Genomic DNA, 23,638 nt, shown 5'->3' with positions numbered 1-23,638 from the left:
AATGGAGGTAATTACATGAAAATTAATCGAGAAATTTCCTCAATCAATTCTCAAATGGTCAAAAACTATTACCAGCAACAAGCTTCGAAAGCCCCAAAACAAACAGAACCACAAAAGCCCAACGTTAAGCTTTCAAACGCAGCCCAAAAGATAGTAAATAACGCTAAAAATCGTAATGAAGATGCTGCTGTGGATACAGTTAAAGTTGACAAGATCAAACAGCAATTAGCAGATGGCACTTACAAAGTCTCGCCAAAAAAAATAGCGGATCAAATGTACAGGGAAGCTAAGCAAGAAGGAAAAAATGATGAATGAAAAAGTATTTCAGACTAAGTTGAGGTTGTTTATCAAAATATTGAAACGTGAACAAAAGTTTTTGGTGTTTGACGATGGGGTATCACTTAATGGACTGGTCCCACAAAAAGAAGATTTTTTGCCGATCTTTGACAATTATACGGGTCAGATCGGTCAGCAAACAAAGTCGTTGATCCAAGAGATCCGGGAACTTCAAGAAACTAATTTACTGTTGACTCAGCAGGCTTTGGCTTATCAGAAGAAGATGATGGACACGATCCAGCATAGTCTAACAAGTCAGGAAAACACCTATAGTAAACAGCATGATGTTCAAAGGCAGCTGCAGCAAAATGAAATTCCCGCAGCAGTTGTAGATCAGTCTTTTTGAGTTTAGTTCCGCAAATCAACTCCTTGCGCTTATGCAAGAAGCAGACTTCGATGCTAAGAGCACATCAAAGTCCAATTCTCCGATAATGCTCGGGAGTTACCAATTTGCTCCACCTTGTATAGAAAGAAGGTCATTCATGTCAGGTTTATTTGGAACCTTGAACACAGCTCGGAGTGGTTTAGATGCTAATCAAATCGCTTTGCAAACTAGCAGTCATAATATTGCCAACACCAATACCGACGGATATTCACGGCAGCGCGTTGATCTGTCTACCAAGATCCCTTTTTCGAAGGCTGGTGTTGGGTTGATCGGCAGCGGTGTTCAAGCAGCAGGGATCTCACGGATCGTTGATGACTTCATACGTTCACAGGTTCGTGATTCTAATTCAGATTACAATTTTAATGTTCAGAAGTCAGACATCTTAGGTTTATTGGAAAATGCATTACATGAGCCCTCAGATGATGGACTCATTGCTCAGTTAAACAATTTTGCTGACAGTTTACAGAAACTAGCTGATAACCCGGAATTGGATACAGCTAAAACAAACAGTGTGCAGATGGGAGTTGCTTTGGCTTCCTATATTAAACAAACAGCACGCGAAGTTGCACAGATCTCTTCAGATACACGATCTTCACTGGCAAAAAATGCGTTGGACTTTAACGAAAAGGCAGAACAACTCGCTAATTTGAACCAACAGCTATACGACAGTCATTCAAATGATGAACAACCAAATGACCTATTGGATCAACGTGATAGTTTGTTAAAAGAAATGTCTAGTGAAAGTGATTTATCAGTTTCATTTGACCAGTATGGTCGCGCTTCGGTCAGTATTGGGAAACAAGTCGTCGTTGATAATAAAGAGGGCGTTCAAATCAAATTAGATGTTGTTGTTAGTGGCTCTGATGGACAGACGCAGATCTTGCCTAATGGTGATGAAACGCAGTCTAAGCAAACGATCGCCGGAGAATTTTCAGTAGGTGATATAATTTTTGCTGCTGCAGATGGATCTGGTAATTATACTAAATTAGCCGTGTCTTCTGGTTCAATTGGCGGGTTGCAAGAATCATTAGTCGAAGTCGAAGATCATCGGAGGGAATTGAATGATTTCGCCAAGGGGATCGTTGAGATCGAAAATATAGTCTATACTGACGGCCAAACACCTGATAGCGGTTTTTTTGAGATCACTGACCCCAACGACCCAGCATTAAGTATTAAGGTCAATGATGATTTGGTAACAGAACCAGGGAAAATGAGAGTTGGTAGTGGTGAAGAGCCTGCTGCAGGTGATAATGCTAGAGCTTTGGCAATGGTCAGAGCGATGAAGAGTAAGTTCAACTATCCTATCAACACTGCTGCTCTTTTAGCTAGTTATGATAAAGATGATATGATTTTTAACGATCCTAGTGAAGGTTTGACGATACCGGGCGCCTATAATAGCATCGTTACCAAAAATGGGATCTCCAAACAAAAAGCAGACAATATGCAAGCGGCCCAGTTAGCGGCTTTAAATCAATTGGAATATAAGGACCAAGCAGTTTCAGGGGTCAATTTAAATGAAGAAATGTCAGATGTGATCAGATTTCAGCAAGGTTTTCAAGCCAATGCCAAAATACTAACAGTCGTTTCGGAAATGTTGGATACTTTGATCAATAGAACGGAGGTCTAGTAAATGAGAGTTTCCAGTAAAATGGAATATTCCGATTTTTTGAGAAATTTGCAAGTCAGTACTAATAAAGTTCAAAAGACGATGAATCAGCTGTCTAGTTTGAAAGAAGTTAATAAAGCTTCCGATGATCCTTTACTGGTTGCTAAGATCTTAGATTTGAAAGTGGCGATCTCACAAAACAAAACATATGGGCAGACGATCTCAGATGCTACTCAATGGTCGCAAACACAGGACTCAGCGTTAGATAGTGTTTCGACCTTAATGCTTAATATCAGAAATTTGATCGAAGCTGCTGCGAATAGTGGGGCAGCAACACCTGAAACTTATAGTGCGAATCGCAAAGAGATCTCACAGTCGATAGCAGGGATCGTAGATGCATTGAATACTAATTATGATGGCCGGTATGTTTTTGGGGGAACAAAAACTCAGGAACCACCATTTGCTGTGATCAAAGATAGCGAAGGAGAAGCTGTTAGTTTAGAATACACAGGAAATTCAGCCAACTTGCAACGGGAGGTCTCCACAGGGGTCAGTTTGGACTTGGCTACTGATGGCTCACGTTTGATGCACGCCGATGGTTCGTCAGGAATGGACGAAGGAAAAACAGCTGAGCTGACGGAATTTTTTAGCGGATTGATCAACACACTCAAAGCAGGGGACCCAGAGCAAAAATTATCGGAGCAATACTTAGCGAGCATTGACAAGTTTACCGCTAATTTTACTGACTATAGGTCTAAAGTGGGTGCGATCGAAAACCGTTTGGATTCGGCTTCAGCTCGGAATAAAGCAGAAAAAAATACTTTAGCGGAAACATTGTCTAATAAGCAAGATGTCGATGTTGCAGAAAAATATATGGAATATCAAAATCAGATGGTTGCTTATCGTTCGACCTTGGCTATGGGGACCAAGATCATGCAGACTTCTATATTAGATTATATACGTTAGTGTTGTATTTTGCTTTAGTGGGGCTAAAGGGGTAAAAGAGCGTAACATGCTCGTTAATTTGTTAATATTCAGGACACGAAATAAATATTGCTGGCAAACATATTATTTAGGGGTTGTTTAGCTCAGTAATTTTATAAAATAGAATAAATGTTTAGAGAAAGATGGGGAAAATGATGGCAATGAAGAAAAAAATTGCTAAAAAGAGTATCGGGAGAAGTATCTTAATAGTGCTTTTATTATTAGCACTGGTACCAGCAATTATAATGGAATTGGTATCCTATGGTGATTCGCGCCAACAACTGCTCACGAAAAATGATCGCTTAAAAGAGACGGCTGTGAATGTTTTGCAACGTCAACAAGATGATATGACTCAAGAGGTTAACGAACAGCTTGCTAGTTTAAAAAAGAGGCCTGAATTAACATCGAATGTTGATTTGAAGAATGTCACTAGAACTTTGAAGATCGCAAACGGCACCACCAAGGGTACGATCACTAATTTAATGTATGTTAATACAGATGGTACATATGCTTATTCAAACTTCGCCATGCCTAAAGATATGGATATTTTGGACCAGGACTGGTATCAAAAAGCTCCAATTGGACATGCTTATTGGTCAACTCCTTATAAAGATCCAGCAAATAATTCATATAGCGCAAGTGTTTCGCAAAAATTTTCTGATAAACAGGGTAAAACGCACGTTTTGGCTGTAACTGTTTCATACTCATCGGTTCAAAGATCCGTTGAATCGATGGAGATCGGAAATAGTGGTCAGGCCGCCGTTTTGACTAAGGCTGGCAGAGTTTTGATCAAGAAAAATACTGGTAAGGGCAACAACACTTTTAAAGCAGGAAAAATGATCAACAAAAATCCTATTTATAAGGCTGTTGCTGCTTCGACAAGAAAAAGTGGCATGGTCAAAGTTCCTGGTGGTTCACAGATCGATAAAGTCACGTTTGATAAAGGGAATGGCACGACCGATAACTGGACAATTGCCCAAATGAACGACAATGATCTAAGTGCTGGAACGCATCATATGATGATCACGTTGGCGATCACAATGTTAGTAATGGTCATATTGGCAGTATTGGTTTCTTATTACGGCGCTAGTTTGATCAAAAAGACGTTCTTGATATTTGAAAAATTCTTTATGGACGCTGCACAAGGAAAGCTCCGTTTTATTCCGGCTAAAGGTGACAAAGTTGAATATTCTAGATCATTATTAGAACGTCAGGCCCAAAAGATGACACTCGCGGATCCAAATGGTCATGAATATAATCGGGTAGCTGCTAGCTATAATAACATGATAGCCTCTGTCACAGTCTTGATTGGTCAAACTCAAGAAGAGGCAAAAAAAGTAACCGAGCGAGCTGCTTCATTACTCGATCTTTCAAAGCAAACAACTACGGCTTCTGAAGAGATAGCTCAGACGATTACTGAGATCGCTGAAGTGACGAGTTCACAGGCTAAAGAAACGACGGAAAGCGTCGATGAAGTCCAAAAGATCTCCACAAACATCGCCAATGTTAATACAAATATGCAAGAACTGGCCAAATCATCTGGTGAGGCTTCAGAAATAGGGCAAAATAACTTGAACATCATGGATAAGGTGAACGGAAACTGGTCCGGTGAGATCAACGAAATGGAAGCGTTGATGAGTAGCGTCAAAAAGATGGACAACGATGTGCAAAACATTACGAAGATCATCAGCGTTATCAACGATATCGCACGGCAGACCAACTTGCTTGCTTTGAACGCGTCGATAGAAGCAGCCAGTGCGGGCGAGGCAGGTAGAGGCTTTTCTGTTGTAGCGTCAGAGATCCGTAAGCTAGCGGAGCAAAGTAACGATTCGACCAAAGAAATCGAGGCGATCATCGAGCAGATCAGAAAGCAGTCTACCGATATGGTAAATAAAACAACTGCTTCACTGGAAAGTGGAGAAAAACAGACCGGCTTGATTACTGAAGCCATTAAATCCACAATGAATGTTTATCAACATAATGAAGCTATGGGAGCAAATATCCACAAGATCTATGAAGGAACAGAGGAGATCAGTGAAACGCAAAAGATGATCTTAGAGAAGCTCGAAAGCATTTCAGCTTCAACACAGGAAAATGCAGCAGGAACTGAAGAGGTTTCCGCAAATTCTGAAGAGGTCCAAGCTACGATGGATGAATTTACGCAACATGTTTCAACTTTGGAGGAAACATCCAGTCAACTGCAGAAACTTACGAGCCAATTTGACTTAGATAATTGATGACAGAATAGTGGGCTTAGTTAAAGGCTAAGGTGCTAGCTTAAATGAGTAGAAATAGACTGTAGTGACCACTTTTCGGTTACTGCAGTCTATTTTTATGATAAAAGCTGGATTTTAGTAGTGCTGTTTTGGAGATTGCCCCTGAATTTGGTGAATGTGGGTCCAATAAGAGCTTTAACGGCCCAAAGTTAGGCTGATGTGGGTCCAAAAGAAGTATAAATGGCCCCACATCTGGATAACTTGGGTCCAAAAAAAAGGATAATTGGCCCCAAGTTTGGTGATTGTGGGGCCGAAAAAGAGAAAAGTGGCCCAATATCGAGCTGATTTAGGGCCAAAAAGCGATTAAACAGCCCTACATCTGGACAACGGAGGTCCAAAAGATGACGAACGATTACAAAGATAATATAAAAAAAAGAGGACCAAGCAAAACTTTCAAAAATAAAAAAGTTTTGCCCGATCCGCTTATTTATTTTTCCAGGTAATGATCAAAGCTTGGGGCCCAGTGAACGAAAAAATTGCCGGGGTGCACAAGTTAGTGATGAGTTTGAGTTGCGGCAGCATTTCTTTGAGAAAAGAAGCATATTTATCCAAAGTCATCGTGTTATCAGCCATGATCGAAACCTTAGGTTCAGTTGAAGATCGTTGTATTTTTTCAATCATGGTTGCAGCAATTTTTTTAGTACGTGAGCTATCCATTAAAACTTCAAGTTCGCCAGAATCGGAAAAATGAAGCATAGTCTTATAGTGCAGCATGTTGTTAGTGAGGTGGTGTGAACTATTAGAAATTGAGCCGATCTTGCGTAAATTTTTCAAATTTTCCATGACTACTACAGTGTGCTGCTTTTGACGAAGCCTTGTTAATTTAGCTAGGACTTCTGAAATTCTTAGCCCTTGGTTGATCAGCTCAAGCGCACGGGAAACCAAAACACCCTCGGCATATCCTAGGCTGTGTGAATCGAAGAGATGGACCTTGAGTGGCAGTTCGCAGGTTTTAGCAAAGGTAGTAAGATTGGAGCCCAGTCCACTGATCGAACCGGCGATATGTATACAAAGAATATCAGTATAGCCGGCTTGTTGAAACCCTGAGATCAAGGCCGAGATCTTCGTCAGTGGGATCTGTTCTTCAGTTACTGTACTCGGAGTGGATCCTCTCATTGCTCCTAGTTCAGTAACTTCAGACAGTTCATTTGGATCAAGAGTTTGCCCATCAAGTAAGATCGGTATTTCTAGAACCTTAATATTTGTTTGTGCTCTGACTTTACTGCTGATCATCGCAGCACTGTCAGTCAAAATAGCGATTTTCATTAGTAATATCCATTCGTGTAAAAATTTCGTGTGCCTTGCCAAACAATTATTACTTTAAATAGTTAGCCGACCCACGATCCCTTAACGACTGATTCGTCGGGTTGTTAAAATATCTAATAATAAAATTATAACATGCTTTTCAGGTTGATAAACGATTGGCTTTTTCTTATACTTAAGTTTGCGGTGTTGATCGAATACCGCAAGTTGGATCTACGGTGGTTCGTAACCATCCCACCTAAAAAAACTAGGAGGATTTTTTTAATAATGACAAATGCAAATAATAAGGTAGCTGGGCTCACTAAAACGGCGTTGATAGCAGCTCTATATGTAGTTTTAACAGTGGCTTTTATTCCGCTAAGCTATGGACCGATCCAATTCCGTTTGTCGGAAATGCTCAACAATATGGCAATTTTCAACAAACGTTATATCTGGGGTGTGACCTTGGGCTGTTTGATCGCTAATTTATGGTCATCGATGGGTCCAGTCGATATGGTTTTTGGGACCTTACAGACTCTAGTTATGACGTGGTTGAGCTGGTATATTGGGCAACATCTTTCTTCGATACCCATGAAGTTGGGTGCTACAGTAGTTATCTGTACCTTGATGTCTTGGGCTGTAGCGTTAGAATTGAATTTGATCAGCGAAGCCCCGTTTTGGCTGACCTACTTGACAGTCGGCATCGGTGAATTTGTAGTAGTTTTGATCGGGGCTGTAGTTGCATGGTTGATCAATAAGAAAATTGATTTAAGTCGGTAAGGATAAGATCATTCTCTAAACAAAGAGGTGGCAAGGATATTGACATTCTTTTTCCTGTTGCTGTTCGTACTTTTTGACATATGGTATTTTAAATTTCTTTTTCAGAGTAGGTTGCGGCTGTTTATTTTGGAGCATATTATTTTTGCTAATAATTTCTCTTTTTTAAACAAAGGATCACAAAATGTGCAAAGCGGCCTAAAAACTAAACAGAGCGTCATAATGGAATTAGAAGATCCGTTATGGCGCTCTATTTGTATTGAAACTTATTTAAAAATTGTTTTCTATTGTTTTACCAACCCGTTAATTGCTTGGTCGATGTTATTCACTGCGTTAGTCACATCTTGCTGAGTGGCCGCGTCGGATTTGATCACGCCATTACCTCTCATAGCAGCCTGCCGTAAGTTATCTAAGGAGCTTTCGGTATAAACTCCTTGCGTATAGATATACTTATTTGCTTCTTGAAGTTTGGCCTGTAAGGGTCGTTTGTTAACTTGTTGTGACGATACTTTTACCAACCCATTAATTGCCTGATCAATGTTATTCACTGCATTAGTCACATCTTGTTGGGTAGCAGCATCGGATTTGATCACGCCATTACCTCTCATAGCAGCCTGCCGTAAGTTATCTAAGGAGCTTTCAGTATAAACTCCTTGCGTATAGATATACTTATTCGCTTCTTGTAATTTAGTTTCCAAAGTGCTTTTGTCGATCTGTTGTGAACTAGAAGGAGCAGGGTTGCTGTTGGTTGGCTGTGAGCTGTCGTTTGTTTGCCCAGTAAAGGTCAAGCTATTGCCAGTATAGATCCAGTTAGGATCAGCAATATGATTCTGTAAAGCCAAAGCATCAGGCGTTACTGACAAGCCCTTTGTTTTCAGCGCCTCAGAGATCCCCCATAAACTGTCGCCGGACTTGACCTTATAGGGTGTAGAAGTATTAGTAATGTTGTCGGCGATCTGTCTTGGAGTATTAGCTTGCCAGCTGTCAGCGGATACTAAGCTTGGCGCTGCAAATAAAGCTCCTGCTAGGACTGCAGACGCACTTATAATTTTCAATTTATTATTTGATGTGTTGTGTTTCTTTTTGTTACGGGAATTAATAGTTTCATTGTTCATCTGGTATAACCTCCAATTCGAAAATCTTCGAAAATCAGTTTCCGTTTTCAATGATTAATATTTGACCCAAATTGACTATTGCGGCGAATCTCATCCCCTTTAAATGGTTTAGTTAACGTTAGCTCTTGTTAACAACCACATAATAGCACGGTATAATTATAAGTCAAATGTTTTGTTATCTATAAATAATAGTCAAGCAAAAAACAAGTTAACATAGTTATGGCACTGTTTATATGCTGATAATCAATCAAATTATTGCTATAATGTTTTGAAGTAGTAGGGTACGAAGACCATAAAGAATATAAATGAGCGGTCAGTGCCGTGCATAATGTGTTCATAGGGCGACAACTGACATGACTGATTTTCAGTTTAGAAAATTAATAATGACGTTTAGGATCTTATTTATTATAATAACTAGTGGAGTTTTATGGTTTGACACTTTCGGTACTCAGTATAAATTGGTCCTAAGGAGACGAAAAAATGAAGCACATTGTAACAGGTATCGTGGCTCACGTGGATGCTGGGAAGACAACACTTTCAGAAGCCTTATTGTATCAAACGGGTGAGATACGCGATTTGGGACGGGTGGATGATAAAAATACCTTTTTGGACCCCGAAGATCTTGAAAAACAACGAGGGATCACAATTTTCTCTCATCAAGCACGTTTGACAGTCAATGACCTTGCAATTACCTTGTTAGATACTCCAGGACATGTTGATTTTGCTGCCCAAACGGAGCAGGTGCTAAGCGTTTTGGATTATGCTGTACTGGTCATCTCTGCAAATTCCGGGATCCAAGGATATACGCTGACTTTATGGCATCTTTTGGAACGCTATCATGTTCCAGTTTTTATTTTTGTAAATAAAATGGATGCTACTCAAAAAGAGCGTCAGGATATACTTGAATTGTTGCAGGCTGAATTATCTCCAGCTTGTTTAGATTTTACAGCGGCGGATCCGAAACAGACTGAGGCTGGAACTTTGACAGATGAATTTTATGAGTCTGTTGCCTTAAGTAATGATGAAATATTAGGGCAGTTTTTAGATTCTGGGAAAATAGCGCCGGCTACGATCCGCGTTGCAATAAATAAACGGCAAGTTTTCCCATGCTACTTTGGATCAGCGTTAAAAATGACGGGAACAGACAAGTTGTTAGCGAGTTTAGAATACTGGACGCAAGAAAAGTCACAGGACAGCGGGCCGTTTGGTGCTCGTGTTTTTAAAATTTCCCATACGGAAAAAAAGGAGCGTTTAACCTGGCTACGACTGACGAGTGGGACGCTTTATCCAAAAGATCTGATATTAGGTGACCAAAAAGCCAACCAATTACGGGTCTACAACGGTGTTAAATATGAAGTGACTCAAGAAGTAAATTCTGGACAAGTCTGTGCAGTTCCTGGTTTGAAAGAAACATATCCGGGGCAGGGGCTGGGTATAAAAGAAGACGCTGAAACTCCGCAATTAACTCCAGTTCTTAATTATGCAGTTGATACAAAAGGAGAAGATGTCCAGGTTTGTTTTCAAGCCTTACGTGAGTTAGAAGACGAAGACCCACAGTTGCACGTGACTTGGTCAGAACAGTTACAAGAGATTCAAGTCCAGTTAATGGGTAAGATCCAGCTTGAGGTTTTAACCAAAATGCTAGTTGATCGGTTTGGCTTGGAATTAAGGTTTGACCAAGGTAGTATTTTATATCAAGAAACGGTCACAGCACCAGTAGAAGGAGTGGGACACTTCGAACCATTACGCCATTACGCGGAGGTCCATTTATTATTAGAGCCGACTTCCCGTGGAAGCGGAGTAACTTTTGCCAGTGACTGTTCATTGGAAGTTTTGTCCAGTAATTGGCAACATCAAGTTTTGACAAACTTACGTGCTAAACAACATTTGGGTGTTTTAATAGGCATGCCATTGACAGATATCAAGGTCACTTTGATTAGTGGCAGGGCTAGCAACGTCCATACTGTTGGTGGAGACTTTCGAGAAGCAACGTGGCGGGCCGTTCGTCAAGGTTTGATGGAGCTGCGCGAGCGTGGCAAATGCGAGTTGTTGGAGCCATGGTATCAATTCAATTTACAAGTTGTCTCTGACCAAGTTGGTCGTGCAATGACTGACATTGAAAGAATGAACGGTAATTTTGAACTTCCTGAACAACGCAAGGGGCCTGCGGAAATGGTGACATTGACAGGAGAAGCACCAGTTGCACAAATGCGAGAGTATTCAGAAGAAGTGCGTGCCTATACTCATGGTAAAGGCCAATTAGAATGCGTTTTTGCCGGCTATCGTTCGTGCCACAATACTACTTCCGTCATTGAGGAAAAAACCTATGATCCAGTTAGTGACCTGGCAAACACCCCAGATTCAGTTTTTTGTACGCATGGTGCAGGTTATCCTGTAGCGTGGTCCAACGTTCCGCAGATGGCACATGTTCCTTATAGTAATTGAAAGAATTTTTATGAGAAAAAAATAAAAGAGTCTGCTGCAAGGCAGGCTCTTTTAATATGCACTAAAACTAGAAACAAACAATGAGAAAAATTTATGTATAAAATTAGTGTTCTGAAATTTTTTCAGTTTTGACTACAATAACGTATTCATTGTTGAGATAGTTGATTTTACAATCTTCCATTCTATAATCCGCTAGAGTTTGTGAGCAGGCAGTTTCGAAAGTTTGGTCGAGATCTTGCCCGTGAAAAACATTGATCAATGAGTCCTCCAATACGTTCACTCCTATCCTTTAAATTCAATAGAAATATAGCACAAAGATTTATAAAATTCATATTGTGCAGTATATGATTTAACGTAAATTTTTCGATATAATGACTGTCTGTGGACTGTATCGTTTTGGATGGTTGTTTTTTAGTTGAGCTCCAGCAAGTAAGAAGTTCCGCCTATCCAACTCTGACATCACATCGCTGGGAACCGCGATCTAATACCAGAGCTCGATAGTACGCGCTTCTTCCCGCTTGCTTTTGTTGTTTTATTAGTCGAGCTCCGTGTGGCAGAAGGTTGCGCCTAGCCAACTTTCACACCACATTGTCCAGAACGCAATATGGTGTGAAAGCCTGCTAGTGCTCACCTTCTAGGCGCCACACTTCGCTCTGTTTTGATATTTAGAAAGGAAGTAAAATTTATGCAAGATCAATTTGTCGAATATCCAATAAAAATCAAGCCGACCGGTGATCATTTAACGAATTATATAGTCTACTTACCAGACTTTCAAGGTTATACATTCGGAGAAGACTACGATAATGCGCTTTTCATGGCGCGCGATTATATCGGGACGCGCAGTCTCTTTAATGAGTTGCCGCCTGCAAGCAAAAGATTACCTTTGACCGGAGAAGCTGAAAGTGCGATGTTTATTAAAGTTAATATTACTTCTTTTCGTTTGCAGCACGGGGTTGGGACAAATGGATTCCTATAAAGTGGTTGACTAAAAAGGGACACACATTGTTTTGTACTTGTCTGGAAAAGTTTATGCTTAAAGAATTTGGACACTACAATGCCAAAAGTGCATTATAGTGTCCAAGCTGTCTAATGTTTACCTTTCACGCGGCTTACTTTGCGTAACTTGCTACTTCTATCAAATTTCGATCAGCATCATGAATATAGATCGAAGTCATCTTACCTTCAGAGCCAATTTTTTTCACCGGCCCCTCAACAATGTCGACGAAGTAGCTTTTGAGATGGTTCAAAGTATCCTCAACATTATCTTTGACGACGATACAGAGATCTGTGCTGCCAATTGTTGGGACAGCTGCCTGTAATTTTGCAGGCTTATCGACCTGGCGCAAGCGGATCAGCTGGTGACCGCAACGCAGTGTTTTGGTACCACCGTAACTTTGTTCAGGTAATTCCTGCATATCAAACACTTCATGATAAAAGCGAAATGCTTGGTCTACATCTTTGACAGGTAAAACAATATGGTCTAAACGACTGACTTTCATTTGTTATTGCTCCTATTTTTTAAAATTTACTTTTACGATCATTATAGCAATACATATTACGAATTAACATAGTTTAGATCTGTTAGGACTTTGTGGCTCTAAGATCACTGGCGGGACATAATGGACAAAATTTTTCCTGTAGAACTTGAGCTGTTTTACTTGACGAAGGTTAGTGTTTTGTTTTTAAAATGACGCAATAGGAGGAGGCAGAAGAGATGGAAGATATCAAGTTAAATAATGGGGTAAAAATTCCCCAATTAGGACTAGGTGTGTTTCAAATTGAAGACGACAAAGTATTAAACCAAGCTGTGCATGCTGCGATCAAAGCGGGCTATCGTCATTTTGATACCGCAACTTTGTATCAAAATGAGAGAGCTTTAGGTCAAGCTTTAGCTGAATCTGGAGTCGCACGCGATGACCTGTTCGTAACGTCAAAAGTTTGGAATACTGTTACAACCTATGATGAAACAAAGCAAGCATTCGCTGAAAGTTTGAAAAAGCTGAATATGGATCATTTGGATCTTTATTTGATCCACTGGCCAACGGAAGGCTATTTGGAAAAATGGCGTGCGATGGAAGATTTGTATTCACAAGGTTTGGTTCGTGCGATCGGTGTTTCTAATTTTGAAAAGAAAGATCTGGACCAATTGTTAGCTCAAGCTAAAATCAAACCAGTAGTGGATCAGGTCGAAACACATCCGTACTATCAACGTCCGAAATTGCATTCCTTGTTAAAAGATTTGGATATTGCGTATGAAGCCTGGAGTCCACTTGGACGTGCCAAAAACGGTGCACTTCAAGATCCCCTTTTGCAAAAGATCGCTTCAGCTCATAGTAAGTCAATTGCCCAAGTCATTATTCGCTGGCATTTGCAAAAAGGTGAGATAGTGATCCCTAAATCGACTCATGAAAAGCGGATCATTGAAAACATTGATGTTTTTGATTTTACCTTGTCAGAGGACGAAATGAAACAGATCGAAAGTTTGGATAAAGAAGAATCGATGAACTAGATCGCTTACTTCGACTCCTGCGCTTTTGTAAATGGACCAAAGTTTGGCGGATGTTGGTCCAAAAAGTAACTAATCGGCCCAAAGTTAAGGTGATGTGGGTCCGAAAAGACTGCAATCGGCCTTAAATCAAGCCGATGTGGGTCCGAAAAACTAGTGATTGGCCCAAAGTTGCGTGATGTTTGGGTTCAAATTCGCTTATAGATATCCTTAAATAAGAAATGAGATGTAGAAATCTAAAAACTGATTTCTGCATCTCATTTTAGTATCAAAGTTGATTTTATTTAATTAGTCACCGGCAAATGGCCCTTGGTCAAGGTAGGCGTTTAACATCCAAATATTTTTATCGATCTCTGTCTTAAAACCGTTGATCATGTCTTGTGTAGGCTGATCATTTTCTTCATCAGTAACTTCGATTGCTTTTTGGAACTGATCTCTGACATATCTGAATTGATCAACTAAACGCTGCATTAACTCTGGCAATGTATATTGATCATAGTCGATCTTCTCGTCAGGTAAGCCAGTGTTTTCGATAAATTCATGTGTTGTAGCAAATGGTGAACCGTTTAAGGCGATCAAACGTTCAGCAACTTGGTCCAATTCATCAGCGAAAGTTTCGTTGTATTCATCCATTTGTGGATGCAAATTGAAAAATTGTTTTCCTCGCATATACCAATGAGTTTGATGAACGTTGGTTTGGATCTGTTCCAAGTCAGCGACCAATTGGTTCAGTTGTGCACGTGTTTTAGGATAATCATATTTTTGATTCATAAATATTAACTCCTCCTTAAATATTGGTGATCCTGTTACATCTTCATTATATGATTAATGTGTGTGAAATCAAGTAAATGCTCTTTAAAAGTTAGTTCTTTATAAAATTTATAAATGATATGAGAAAATGCACCTAATTAAAGGAAAAGTATGTTGCCTTGGGGAACTAGAAAAATTAAAAACAAGTTTTTTGAGGTATTCAAGAAAGATTTAAAATAGTGAAACAAACTTGTTAGCAGGCCCGTATCAGTGGAATTAATTTAAATGGATAGGTTATAATTAGATTGTGATAAAGAACACTTTCAACTGCTTTTTGTCAGAGTGTAAGTGTTTCTTTTTATTATTAATTTAGCCAATAAACTTTCATGAAAAGAAAAGATTTTGTCGCCAAAGGAGTGAATTTTATGTCAGTTGATATGGATAAAAAGTTGAGTCAATGGAATTTGGATTACACACAAGGGAAACTTGATTTAACTGAGCTTTTACAACGATTGCCGCAAGATCAGCAACGTTTTTTTATGTTCGGGATCCCTACTTATAATAATTTAGGGGACCAGATGATAGGTTTCGCACAGAAACTTTTCTTTCGACGGAACTTCCCTCAATTACTTTACATTGAGATCACTGAGCCGCAAACAGATCAAGCAATAGCTGAACTAAAAAAGCAGTTACGTAAAAGCGATATGATCGGCTTTATTGGTGGCGGAAATATTGGAAGTTATTATTTAAAGCATGAACGTGCCCGGCGGAAAGTTTTTGCAACTTTTGTGGGTAATTTGACGATCTCATTTCCTCAATCAGTCAACTTCGATGAGACTAGTCGTCAAGGACAAAGAGAACTTGGCTTAAGTCAGGAGGCATATAGTAAAAATCCTAATTTAACTTTATGTGCCCGCGAGACCCAGACTTTTCGCCGCTTCCAAAGATATTTCGACAATGACGTGATATTTACCGGCGATATGGTACTTTCACTAGATCCGTTACCAGGAAACGGCGCCCGTGATGGGGTTTTAATGATCATGCGCCATGATGATGAAAAAGTAACGGGGGATGACTTGTTAGATAAAATCACCAACGTATTGGAAAATTCCGGCCGTGCTGTCCACCAAACCGACACGGTCGTTCCTCATAAAGCAGAGGATGGTCAAGAAGATGATCCAAGCAAAACGACCTTAAAGTTAAATGAACGCTGGCAATTATTCACGCACAAATTAGACGAGATCCGTGCTGCTAAAGTCGTTGTGACTGATCGTTTACATGGGATGATCTTTGCGGTCATTACACAAACACCGGTCCTTGTTTTTGACAATAACTACGGCAAAGCCAGCACCTCTTATAACAACTGGTTTGCAGACCTAAATTATGTCAAACAGATCAATGACACTAGTCCTGAAAATGTACTCAAAAACGTCCAGGAATTGGAAGGCATTAAACGCATGGACCCGTTGCAATTTGACCATAGTTATGATGCGCTATTGAATCTGATCAATGATCATTTGACCCAGTGATATTCGTATTAAATCAGGCCTTTTAAGGTTAATTATTTGCCTAAAATTATTGATTATATTATTCTACAGTCAGATATAGCGAAATTATTATAAGTATTGCTCAATAGGCTGAGGTCAGGAAAATCGTTTCCTCAACCTCAGCCTATTTTGTTTATGAACTATTGTATGCGTTTTCTTTTAAAAGACCTTGTTAAACTTTTTAATTATTTTCCGACTTGTCAGAGTACATGCGTTTGCCAGTCTCAGCATCGAAGAAATAGAGATCTTCTGGGGCGACCTGTAACCTTACTTGACGGTCATGCGGGTCACCTGCGATTTTGTAGTTGATCTGTGAAACGATACTGCGGTCGTGCGCTTCTAAATATAATAAAGTATAGGCCCCCATATATTCAGCGTAATTAAGCTGAGCTTTAAAAGTGAACTTTTTGCTCGTTTGCTCATGATCTGTGTCCAGAAGAGACGAAGGGAAAGTTTTTTCTGGCCGGAAACCGATAAATATTTCTTGATTATCCGCAGGGAGCAAATTCTCTGCAATCAAATCTGAAAGGTCGTAGCTTGTTTCGCCTAGCTTAAATTGTGCATTGTGGTTAAGAAAACCGCGGAAGATATTCATGCTGGGTGAGCCAATAAAACGTGCGACGAAAATATGGTGGGGGTTATCATAAAGCTCGGCTGGTGACCCAGTTTGCATGATGATCCCATCGCGCATTACGATGATTTTATCTGCCAGTGCCATCGCTTCGGCCTGATCATGGGTGACATATAAGGTAACGGTCCCTAATTGACGGTGCAGATCAATAATGTCTTGCCGCGTCTTGACACGAAGCTTAGCGTCAAGGTTTGATAGAGGTTCATCCATCAAAAAGATTTCTGGGTCACGCACCATTGCCCGTCCTAAGGCGACCCGTTGGCGTTGTCCCCCTGATAGTTGTGCCGGTTTTTGATCAAGATAGTCTGTCAGCTGAAGCTTGTCAGCTGCTTGCTCTACTTTCTCTTTAATAGCGGCCTTGCTTTGCTTGGAGATCTTCAAGTTATAGGCCATGTTTTTGAAAACAGTCATATGTGGGTATAAAGCATAATCCTGGAAGACCATCGCCACGTTTCTTTTTCTGGGGTCGATCGTATCAAAACGCCGTTCATCGACCATGACTTGTCCCTTAGTGATTTCTTCTAAACCGGCAAAGCAGCGCAGCAAGGTCGATTTACCACAACCCGAAGGGCCAACTACAGCCACGAACTCCTGATCCGAGATACTTAAATTAATGTCTTTTAACGTATAGTTCGTCCGATTTTCATACTGTTTGTATAAGTGTTTGATCTCGATTTTAGCCATCATTGACGTCCACCTTTCGAATTATGAGTCTTTAGCAAACTGATAGTTGTCTATTAGAATAAACGAAACTTTGTCGGGTAACTGCAATGACATTTGTCTTTTTACGAGCTAATTGTAAAGATACAGCTAAGGAGGCCTACCCATGCCAAAATTAAAGCGCTTACTAGCATTACTACTAGTTATTGTAACACCATTTTTGTTATCTGCCTGCAAATCTGAATCATCGGACTCACAACAAGATAAAAAAGTAACCATTAACTTTTTTAATCAAAAACCTGAGATCACTTCCCAGTATCAAAAGCTGATCAAAATGTATATGAAGAAGCATCCTAACGTTTCTATCCAATTAACAACGTCTGGACAAGGAGGCGGCGCTGCTGCTTTACAATCTAAGTTTTCTTCGGGAGAGGCACCAGATATTATCATGCTTGGTGGTTTGCCGGAGATCGACCGTTATAAAGAACACTTGTTGACCTTAAAGAATATGTCTGCCACTAAGAACACTTTACCTCGTTTAATATCAGGGGGGATGACCGAGAAACGCCGTTTGGTAGGGATACCCGTTGACTTGGAGGCCTACGGTTGGGTCATTAACAAGGAAGTCTTTCGAAAGGCGGGCGTCGATCCAAATAACATCCATAATTACGCAGAATTTGTCGCCGCCGTCCAGAAAATTGACGCACAAAAAGAGAAATTAGGTTTACAAGGGGTCTTTGGTTTTAATGGAGCGGATACGAACTCGATCACTTCGATGTCGGCACAATTCACGTCCGGATATTACAAGAATGATCAGGTCAAAGCTTTTGATAGCAAAAAATTTCCGTGGACAAAAGAAGCTCGTATGAAACAATACTTGCAACTAGTTAAACAATATAGTGTCGCTCCGATCCTTTCTGTTAAATACGATGAATCGATCCAAGACCTGCTGTTTAACGGCAAAGTGGCTATGATCCCCCAAGGAAATTGGGTCATCCCGACTTTAGATGGATTACAAAAAGGCTGGGTCCAGCAAAAAATGGGAATGTTGCCGTATTATGTTAAAGATGACGGTACTGATGAATTACTGACCGGATCTTCTTGGTATTTAGGAATTACCAAGGATCATCCGAGTCATGAAAAGGCAGCTAAAGATTTTATCAATTGGATGTACAATTCTAAGGAAGCACAAGATGTGATCATCAATGAAATGCGTTTTGTACCGGCAACTAAGAACTTTGATACTTCTCGTTTGCCAGATGATGTATCAAAGGAGATCTACCAGGTGGGTACTTCCAAGAATGCTCTGACTCCGATCCATAAGCAATACCCAAATGGTTTTGCCAACGAGATCATCGGTCCAATGGTACAAAGATACTTGGTCGGCAAAACATCATGGGAGAATTTGAAGAAGGTTATTTCTAGCCAATATGATCAGTTGAAAACAGTTCAAAGTGGTCGCTGAAGTGGTTGCTGAATTTGGGTGAGCTACACAAGCCTGGTTTTTTGCTCTGTGTTTATAGTCGAGCTGCATGAAGCAGAAAATTTCGCTTATCCAACTTAGACTTCACAGTGCTAAGACTGCACTATAAGGTCTAAGTCCGGCAATGCTTTTCTCTTGGACGTCTCGTTTCGCTCAGTGTTTAGTCGAACTACACAAGCCAAGCCTCTCCGCTCATCCAAGTCAGACACTACATCGCTGAAAAGCGCGCTATAGTGTCTGACTCCGATGATGCTCGAGGTTTAACCGGCTTGTTGCGCTCTGTTTTTTAGTCGAGCTCCAACAAGCAAGAAGCTCCGCCTATCTAGCTCTGACACCACATCGCTGGGAACCGCGATATAATGTCAGAGCCCGATAGTGCTCACTTCTTCCCGCTTGTTTTTGCTCTGTTTTGTGAGGAGAGTGATCTTATGTTAAAAAGACATCAATACTACGGTTTTATCATTCCAGCCTTGCTATTTATTATCGGGATCATTATTGTTCCCTTTGTGTATGGGGTCTTTGATTCCTTTACTAATTCCAATGGGATCAGTCGTCAGTTTATCGGGCTAAAGAATTATGAATTGTTATTCCACGACTACAATTTTCTGCAGAGTTTTTGGCTAACTGTCAAATTTTCAGTTGTTTCAGTGATCTTGATCAATCTGATCGGTTTGATCTTTGCTTTGATAGTGACACATAAGAACAATTGGTTCAACAACACTTTAAAGACGATTTTCTTCGTGCCTAATTTGATAGGCGGAGTTCTGTTAGGATTTATCTGGCAGTTTATTTTTACAAACGCATTTAAAGCTTTGGCGCTCAACTTAGATCAAGGTTGGCTCAATGGCTGGTTAAGTGATGAAACAACAGGCTTTTGGGGTATGGTGATCTTATTTTCATGGCAAATGAGCGGCTACATCATGTTGGTGTATATTTCATTTTTAAATGCCATCCCTAAAAATTCGATCGAGGCGTCGACATTAGATGGAGCTAGTGAGCTGCAAACCTTTTTCAGTGTCAAACTCCCACAGCTCGCGCCGGCTTTTACGATCAGTTTATTTTTAACTTTAGCTAATTCGTTTAAAATGTACGAACAAAATTTGGCGCTGACAAATGGAGGACCATACCGGTCGACTGAAATGATCTCGATGTACATTTACAACACCGCATTTGTTAATTTCCAACAAGGATATGCGCAGGCGGCAGGGATCATTTTGTTCATTGTCGTTGCGGTAGTTTCCTTCGTACAGCTGTATATTAGCCGAAAGGGGGAGCGGCAATGAAAAAGGCAGTGAAAAATAAAAAGACACAAAGTCTTATATATGGTGTTTTGGCTGCGATAGTAGGTTTGATTTGGATCTATCCGTTTGTGATTGTGGTAGTCAATTCGTTAAAGACAAGGAGAGGGATCTTTAGCAATCCACTGTGGTTTACGCATGATTTTACCGTGGCTAACTTCAAAACAGCATATCAGGCTCTAGATTTTACGCACAGTTTCATAAATTCGGTGCTGATAACGGTGGGCAGTGTACTAGTAATTACAGTGATTTCGGCCGCAGCTGCTTATGCACTGACTAGGCACCAAGTCAAAATGAGTTCAGTTGTGTATTATCTGTGTGCGGCGACGATGTTGATACCTTTTCAGTCGATCATGGTCCCCTTAGTTTCGATGTTTGGGGCGCTGAATTTTTTGAACAGAACAGCACTGATCTTGATGAATACAGGTTTGTCAGTTTCATTATCAATAATTTTGTATTATGGTGCGTTTCAAGGCGTACCGAAGTCGATGGACGAAGCAGCAACCCTCGATGGTGCACCAGTCTTTCGCGTTTTTGTTGATGTGATCTTACCTGCCGTCAATCCTATGACTGGTACGGTGATTATTTTGAATGCGATGAAATTGTGGAACGACTACTTGCTGCCATCGTTGGTCGTGAACAAGAATGGGATGTACACTATCCCGCTTAAGATGTACATGTTCTTTGGAGAAACTAACAGTGAATGGGAGTTGGCTTTGGCAGGACTGGTATTATCGATGGTACCGATTGTTATTTTATTCCTCTTGCTGCAAAAACAAATCATGAATTCAGTGACAGAAGGAGCTATCAAATGATCTTTCTGGGTGTTTGCGAAAAGTTTGTTTGTTGTTAAAGGTTTTAGAAGGCAGCAGCAGGAAATTAGGATCCGGCTAGAAGTTAGCGGAAGTTATGGCTGCAAATCCTAAAGTAGTTAGCGGATGTTAGAAGTTGTCACCGCAAACGGAAAAGCGGCTATAAGTCGGAGGAAGTTGTCACCGCAAACGGAAAAGCGGTTAGAACTCGGCGAAAGTGATAACCGCAAACGGGAATGCGGCTAAAAGTTACTGGGAGTTATAACCGCAACATAACTAGCCACAAACACAAAATGACTACCTGAATAAACATCAAGTAGTCATTTTTTAAATCACATATCTAGGATAAATTTGTGGATGGCTTTGCCAACACCACTGTGGTCGTTGTCGTCGGTGATATAGTCGGCGGCTTTTTGAGCGGCAGGGACACCGTTGCCCATCGAAACGCCAAGCCCGGCAGCTTTGAACATCGGCAGGTCATTGATCTCATCGCCGATCGCCATTGTTTCTTGTTGTTTGAGGCCTAACTCTTGTGCGAGGTCAGTCAGCGCCCGCCCTTTATTAGCGTTTTTATTTAGAATTTCCAGCAAAAAAGGACGTGAACGAACCACATAATAGTCGCTGCCAAACTGTGTCTGAATTTCCTGCTCAATTTTATCCAAGAGTTCAGGATCTTCAGTGATACCAAATTTGCCAAACGTGCGCCCTGCATATTCATCTTTGCTATCAAAGACTTGTAGCGGAGCCTGATATTTCGCCGCCAGCTGAACTGTGTAAAATCCAAGCCGCTTATCTGTCGTGCACATGGTAGATGTAGAATCGATGGCGTTATAATGCCATCGATTTTCCTGACAAATGTGTGCCAGCTTAGTGACGGTCTCTGTGGCAAGAGTGTGAGTTGCTTTTGTATTGCCGGTGACGGTTTGTACTAAAGCACCGTTATCGATGATTACATACTGGTCATCGCCAGTGATCCCGGCTTGTTGCAAATAACGTTTGACCCCGGCTAATGGTCTTGCCGAACACAAGACGATCTTGACGCCTAACTGTAATGCCTGCTGGATCGACTGAATATTTTCCGTAGTTAATTTTCGTTCGGGCGCCGACGTCAACAAAGTGTTGTCGATGTCGATCGCGACTAGTTTGATTGCCATTTTGTAAGTCGTCCTTTCGTTCCAATTTCTAAACAATCATATCTTAACATACGAAAAATAAAAAACAGAAATGACAACTTTTTGCGTATATATTAGTGAGTGCGCAAAAGTTGGCACATTTATCAGTCTGTACCGCAAGTCGGCTTGCAAACGGCGGAAAACGGTTGGAGGTCAGAAGTCATGTTGGAAAGCAGAGCTGGTAATGCCATCACTCAAAAAACTCACTATCACTGGCCAAGACCAGCAACAGTGAGTTTTTACATTAATCGTTAAAATTATTGGATTCAACATCCTTGAGGAATTGCATTAAATGGGCAAAGTAAACGGGCGCGTTGTCGACCATATGATGGTGGCCACCGTTAGGGGTAGTGACGAAACGTGCATGCGGGATAGTTTCCGCCATCCGTTTGCCAGTTGCAAGCGGCATGGATTCGTGTTCTCCGTATGTGATCAAGGTCGGCAGCTGAATATTATGGATATCTTGGCTGCGATCCCAGCCTGCAAGTTTGCCGGTCACGACAAATTCATTATCCCCTTGGAAGTAGTTGTATACCTGAACCCCCATGGTGTCTGTCAAATGACTGATCGCTGCGGGTTGTTTGCGGTCGATATAGTCCTTGTTTAACTTCTCGATCAATTCTTCGTAGCGCTCGTTGAAGTCGTTTTTAGCTTCGCATTCTTTCAGGAAACTCAATTCTTCCTCGCTAAATTCGGACTCACGGATCTTTGTAATGTTATCCATATATTCGTCGATGTTGTCAGTCATTGAAGAAATGATGATCCCTTTCAAATGATCAGGATATTTCAAAGCGTATTCTTGAACTAAAGCTCCGCCCCACGATTGACCGATCAAGTAGAAGTCGTCTAGCCCAAGTTTTTGTCGGACTTCTTCAACTTCATCCACAAAATATTCCATGTGCATAAATTTGTCGACGTTTTCCCGTTTGGAAAAATCAGGCTGGTCAGAATACCAAGAACCTAACTGGTCGTACATCGTAACTTGAACGTTCAAGTCTTTTAATTTTGCGGCAAAATTCTCATAGTATTCATGGTTTCCGCCGGGTCCACCATGCAAACATAATAATTGAATGTCACCACCAACGTTATCTGTTCGTGTCCACAAGTGATAACCGTTGTCTAAAGTAATGATCGTGTTTCCTTCACGCATTGCTTTCACCTAGTTTCTTAAAATTTTATGTAGAAAACCGTATTTTTCGCCAGTAACTAACATAATGCTATAAGACTATTTTAACATTTAACTGACTGAATTTGTGGAGATCATAACTTTTTTTCTGGAGAGGTGGGGGGTGAGTCTAAGCAAAAGGGGGGTGCTGGCGCAAGTCGAGCCTAGTAACCCCGGCAAACGCAGAAGCCGGTGCAAGTCGGGCAAAGTAACCCCGACAAACACAAAAGATGTACCAACTTCCACAAAGTAGCTCCTACAAATTCATGGCCCGTTGCCCGGTTGTTCGTGAAGTAAAGGCTTGACCAATATTTTCAAAATTTAGATAGAAGATAGTAAATAAAGCTTGACAAGTAAAGTAAATGAGCTTAAATTACAACGTAATTTAGAAAACTATTAGAAAGCAATGAAGAGATGAGTAGAGCCTTGAAGTGCCAAGAGAGTTTGC

General features: G+C 40.7%; 21 protein-coding genes and 1 riboswitch. Of the genes, 13 read left to right on the top strand and 8 right to left on the bottom strand.

What is annotated here, in order from left to right; translation table 11 throughout:
• Positions 1 to 15: 15 nt before the first annotated feature.
• The 5 genes from flgM (at position 16) to AC3XNE_RS01595 (ending at position 5,548) form a co-directional block, all read left to right on the top strand.
• On the top strand, positions 16 to 315 hold the full coding sequence (gene flgM / locus AC3XNE_RS01615; protein WP_489832520.1) for a flagellar biosynthesis anti-sigma factor FlgM: 300 nt from the start codon (positions 16 to 18) through the stop codon (positions 313 to 315).
• The gene (locus AC3XNE_RS01610; RefSeq protein ID WP_489832519.1) at positions 308 to 682 is read left to right on the top strand and encodes a flagellar motor switch protein; all 375 of its coding nucleotides are present in this window, start codon (positions 308 to 310) and stop codon (positions 680 to 682) included. The genes flgM and AC3XNE_RS01610 overlap by 8 nt, the downstream gene beginning before the upstream one ends.
• A gap of 136 nt (positions 683 to 818) precedes the next feature.
• Positions 819 to 2,348, top strand: coding sequence for a flagellar hook-associated protein FlgK (flgK, locus tag AC3XNE_RS01605; protein ID WP_489832518.1), 1,530 nt, complete (start codon positions 819 to 821; stop codon positions 2,346 to 2,348).
• 3 nt (positions 2,349 to 2,351) lie between these two features.
• The gene (gene flgL, locus AC3XNE_RS01600; protein ID WP_489832517.1) at positions 2,352 to 3,293 is read left to right on the top strand and encodes a flagellar hook-associated protein FlgL; all 942 of its coding nucleotides are present in this window, start codon (positions 2,352 to 2,354) and stop codon (positions 3,291 to 3,293) included.
• Positions 3,294 to 3,472: 179 nt separating this feature from the next.
• Complete coding sequence (locus tag AC3XNE_RS01595; protein ID WP_489832516.1) at positions 3,473 to 5,548, top strand: methyl-accepting chemotaxis protein; 2,076 nt, start codon at positions 3,473 to 3,475, stop codon at positions 5,546 to 5,548.
• A 462-nt stretch (positions 5,549 to 6,010) separates the two neighbouring features.
• Here AC3XNE_RS01595 and AC3XNE_RS01590 read toward each other — a convergent pair whose 3' ends face one another.
• The gene (locus AC3XNE_RS01590; RefSeq protein WP_489832515.1) at positions 6,011 to 6,853 is read right to left on the bottom strand and encodes a DegV family protein; all 843 of its coding nucleotides are present in this window, start codon (positions 6,851 to 6,853) and stop codon (positions 6,011 to 6,013) included.
• Between the two features lie 209 nt (positions 6,854 to 7,062).
• Positions 7,063 to 7,107, top strand: a riboswitch (PreQ1 riboswitch).
• A 10-nt stretch (positions 7,108 to 7,117) separates the two neighbouring features.
• On the opposite strand from AC3XNE_RS01590, the gene AC3XNE_RS01585 reads away from it, so the two are divergent.
• Positions 7,118 to 7,609, top strand: coding sequence for a QueT transporter family protein (locus tag AC3XNE_RS01585; protein ID WP_489832514.1), 492 nt, complete (start codon positions 7,118 to 7,120; stop codon positions 7,607 to 7,609).
• 281 nt (positions 7,610 to 7,890) lie between these two features.
• Here AC3XNE_RS01585 and AC3XNE_RS01580 read toward each other — a convergent pair whose 3' ends face one another.
• On the bottom strand, positions 7,891 to 8,721 hold the full coding sequence (locus AC3XNE_RS01580) for a LysM peptidoglycan-binding domain-containing protein (RefSeq protein ID WP_489832513.1): 831 nt from the start codon (positions 8,719 to 8,721) through the stop codon (positions 7,891 to 7,893).
• Positions 8,722 to 9,201: 480 nt separating this feature from the next.
• Between AC3XNE_RS01580 and AC3XNE_RS01575 the strand changes: the two genes are divergently transcribed.
• Positions 9,202 to 11,166, top strand: coding sequence for a GTP-binding protein (locus tag AC3XNE_RS01575; protein ID WP_489832512.1), 1,965 nt, complete (start codon positions 9,202 to 9,204; stop codon positions 11,164 to 11,166).
• Positions 11,167 to 11,269: 103 nt separating this feature from the next.
• On the opposite strand, the gene AC3XNE_RS01570 is transcribed toward AC3XNE_RS01575, so the two are convergent.
• Positions 11,270 to 11,437: a hypothetical protein gene (locus AC3XNE_RS01570; RefSeq protein ID WP_489832510.1), complete on the bottom strand. Its 168-nt coding sequence runs from the start codon at positions 11,435 to 11,437 to the stop codon at positions 11,270 to 11,272.
• A 414-nt stretch (positions 11,438 to 11,851) separates the two neighbouring features.
• Between AC3XNE_RS01570 and AC3XNE_RS01565 the strand changes: the two genes are divergently transcribed.
• Positions 11,852 to 12,142: a type II toxin-antitoxin system HicB family antitoxin gene (locus AC3XNE_RS01565; RefSeq protein ID WP_489832509.1), complete on the top strand. Its 291-nt coding sequence runs from the start codon at positions 11,852 to 11,854 to the stop codon at positions 12,140 to 12,142.
• 133 nt (positions 12,143 to 12,275) lie between these two features.
• Here the strand turns inward: AC3XNE_RS01565 and AC3XNE_RS01560 are convergent, their stop codons facing one another.
• Entirely contained in the window at positions 12,276 to 12,665 is a 390-nt protein-coding gene (locus AC3XNE_RS01560; RefSeq protein ID WP_489832508.1) for a VOC family protein, read from the bottom strand.
• Positions 12,666 to 12,880: 215 nt separating this feature from the next.
• On the opposite strand from AC3XNE_RS01560, the gene AC3XNE_RS01555 reads away from it, so the two are divergent.
• Complete coding sequence (locus AC3XNE_RS01555) at positions 12,881 to 13,675, top strand: aldo/keto reductase (RefSeq protein ID WP_489832507.1); 795 nt, start codon at positions 12,881 to 12,883, stop codon at positions 13,673 to 13,675.
• 285 nt (positions 13,676 to 13,960) lie between these two features.
• Here the strand turns inward: AC3XNE_RS01555 and AC3XNE_RS01550 are convergent, their stop codons facing one another.
• Entirely contained in the window at positions 13,961 to 14,443 is a 483-nt protein-coding gene (locus tag AC3XNE_RS01550; RefSeq protein WP_489832506.1) for a Dps family protein, read from the bottom strand.
• A 404-nt stretch (positions 14,444 to 14,847) separates the two neighbouring features.
• Here AC3XNE_RS01550 and AC3XNE_RS01545 point away from each other — a divergent pair, with 404 nt between their 5' ends.
• Entirely contained in the window at positions 14,848 to 15,951 is a 1,104-nt protein-coding gene (locus tag AC3XNE_RS01545; protein WP_489832505.1) for a polysaccharide pyruvyl transferase family protein, read from the top strand.
• 199 nt (positions 15,952 to 16,150) lie between these two features.
• Here the strand turns inward: AC3XNE_RS01545 and AC3XNE_RS01540 are convergent, their stop codons facing one another.
• A complete protein-coding gene (locus tag AC3XNE_RS01540) occupies positions 16,151 to 17,287 on the bottom strand; it encodes an ABC transporter ATP-binding protein (protein WP_489832504.1) in 1,137 nt (378 codons plus the stop codon).
• A gap of 139 nt (positions 17,288 to 17,426) precedes the next feature.
• Here AC3XNE_RS01540 and AC3XNE_RS01535 point away from each other — a divergent pair, with 139 nt between their 5' ends.
• The 3 genes from AC3XNE_RS01535 to AC3XNE_RS01525 all read left to right on the top strand — a co-directional run bounded on the left by AC3XNE_RS01535 (position 17,427) and on the right by AC3XNE_RS01525 (position 20,856).
• A complete protein-coding gene (locus tag AC3XNE_RS01535) occupies positions 17,427 to 18,725 on the top strand; it encodes an ABC transporter substrate-binding protein (protein WP_489832502.1) in 1,299 nt (432 codons plus the stop codon).
• Positions 18,726 to 19,171: 446 nt separating this feature from the next.
• Positions 19,172 to 20,026, top strand: coding sequence for a carbohydrate ABC transporter permease (locus AC3XNE_RS01530; protein ID WP_489832501.1), 855 nt, complete (start codon positions 19,172 to 19,174; stop codon positions 20,024 to 20,026).
• A gap of 8 nt (positions 20,027 to 20,034) precedes the next feature.
• The gene (locus AC3XNE_RS01525; RefSeq protein WP_489833354.1) at positions 20,035 to 20,856 is read left to right on the top strand and encodes a carbohydrate ABC transporter permease; all 822 of its coding nucleotides are present in this window, start codon (positions 20,035 to 20,037) and stop codon (positions 20,854 to 20,856) included.
• Positions 20,857 to 21,185: 329 nt separating this feature from the next.
• Here the strand turns inward: AC3XNE_RS01525 and AC3XNE_RS01520 are convergent, their stop codons facing one another.
• Positions 21,186 to 22,007 (bottom strand): Cof-type HAD-IIB family hydrolase, encoded by an 822-nt coding sequence (locus AC3XNE_RS01520; protein WP_489832499.1) that lies wholly within the window; start codon positions 22,005 to 22,007, stop codon positions 21,186 to 21,188.
• A 262-nt stretch (positions 22,008 to 22,269) separates the two neighbouring features.
• The gene (locus tag AC3XNE_RS01515; protein WP_489832497.1) at positions 22,270 to 23,175 is read right to left on the bottom strand and encodes a proline iminopeptidase-family hydrolase; all 906 of its coding nucleotides are present in this window, start codon (positions 23,173 to 23,175) and stop codon (positions 22,270 to 22,272) included.
• Between the last annotated feature and the right edge of the window lie 463 nt (positions 23,176 to 23,638).

The organism is Ligilactobacillus sp. JN-6 (Y).1, from assembly GCF_058111525.1.
The sequence above is the reverse complement of the archived record's forward strand: the minus strand, read 5'-3'. Positions and strand labels throughout refer to the sequence as shown.

Bases quoted from the DNA above. Each gene is read 5' to 3' on its own strand.
- flgM (WP_489832520.1), top strand. From the start codon at position 16: ATGAAAATTAATCGAGAAATTTCCTCAATCAATTCTCAAATGGTCAAA.
- AC3XNE_RS01610 (WP_489832519.1), top strand. From the start codon at position 308: ATGAATGAAAAAGTATTTCAGACTAAGTTGAGGTTGTTTATCAAAATA.
- flgK (WP_489832518.1), top strand. From the start codon at position 819: ATGTCAGGTTTATTTGGAACCTTGAACACAGCTCGGAGTGGTTTAGAT.
- flgL (WP_489832517.1), top strand. From the start codon at position 2,352: ATGAGAGTTTCCAGTAAAATGGAATATTCCGATTTTTTGAGAAATTTG.
- AC3XNE_RS01595 (WP_489832516.1), top strand. From the start codon at position 3,473: ATGAAGAAAAAAATTGCTAAAAAGAGTATCGGGAGAAGTATCTTAATA.
- AC3XNE_RS01590 (WP_489832515.1), bottom strand. From the start codon at position 6,853: ATGAAAATCGCTATTTTGACTGACAGTGCTGCGATGATCAGCAGTAAA.
- AC3XNE_RS01585 (WP_489832514.1), top strand. From the start codon at position 7,118: ATGACAAATGCAAATAATAAGGTAGCTGGGCTCACTAAAACGGCGTTG.
- AC3XNE_RS01580 (WP_489832513.1), bottom strand. From the start codon at position 8,721: ATGAACAATGAAACTATTAATTCCCGTAACAAAAAGAAACACAACACA.
- AC3XNE_RS01575 (WP_489832512.1), top strand. From the start codon at position 9,202: ATGAAGCACATTGTAACAGGTATCGTGGCTCACGTGGATGCTGGGAAG.
- AC3XNE_RS01565 (WP_489832509.1), top strand. From the start codon at position 11,852: ATGCAAGATCAATTTGTCGAATATCCAATAAAAATCAAGCCGACCGGT.
- AC3XNE_RS01560 (WP_489832508.1), bottom strand. From the start codon at position 12,665: ATGAAAGTCAGTCGTTTAGACCATATTGTTTTACCTGTCAAAGATGTA.
- AC3XNE_RS01555 (WP_489832507.1), top strand. From the start codon at position 12,881: ATGGAAGATATCAAGTTAAATAATGGGGTAAAAATTCCCCAATTAGGA.
- AC3XNE_RS01550 (WP_489832506.1), bottom strand. From the start codon at position 14,443: ATGAATCAAAAATATGATTATCCTAAAACACGTGCACAACTGAACCAA.
- AC3XNE_RS01545 (WP_489832505.1), top strand. From the start codon at position 14,848: ATGTCAGTTGATATGGATAAAAAGTTGAGTCAATGGAATTTGGATTAC.
- AC3XNE_RS01540 (WP_489832504.1), bottom strand. From the start codon at position 17,287: ATGATGGCTAAAATCGAGATCAAACACTTATACAAACAGTATGAAAAT.
- AC3XNE_RS01535 (WP_489832502.1), top strand. From the start codon at position 17,427: ATGCCAAAATTAAAGCGCTTACTAGCATTACTACTAGTTATTGTAACA.
- AC3XNE_RS01530 (WP_489832501.1), top strand. From the start codon at position 19,172: ATGTTAAAAAGACATCAATACTACGGTTTTATCATTCCAGCCTTGCTA.
- AC3XNE_RS01520 (WP_489832499.1), bottom strand. From the start codon at position 22,007: ATGGCAATCAAACTAGTCGCGATCGACATCGACAACACTTTGTTGACG.
- AC3XNE_RS01515 (WP_489832497.1), bottom strand. From the start codon at position 23,175: ATGCGTGAAGGAAACACGATCATTACTTTAGACAACGGTTATCACTTG.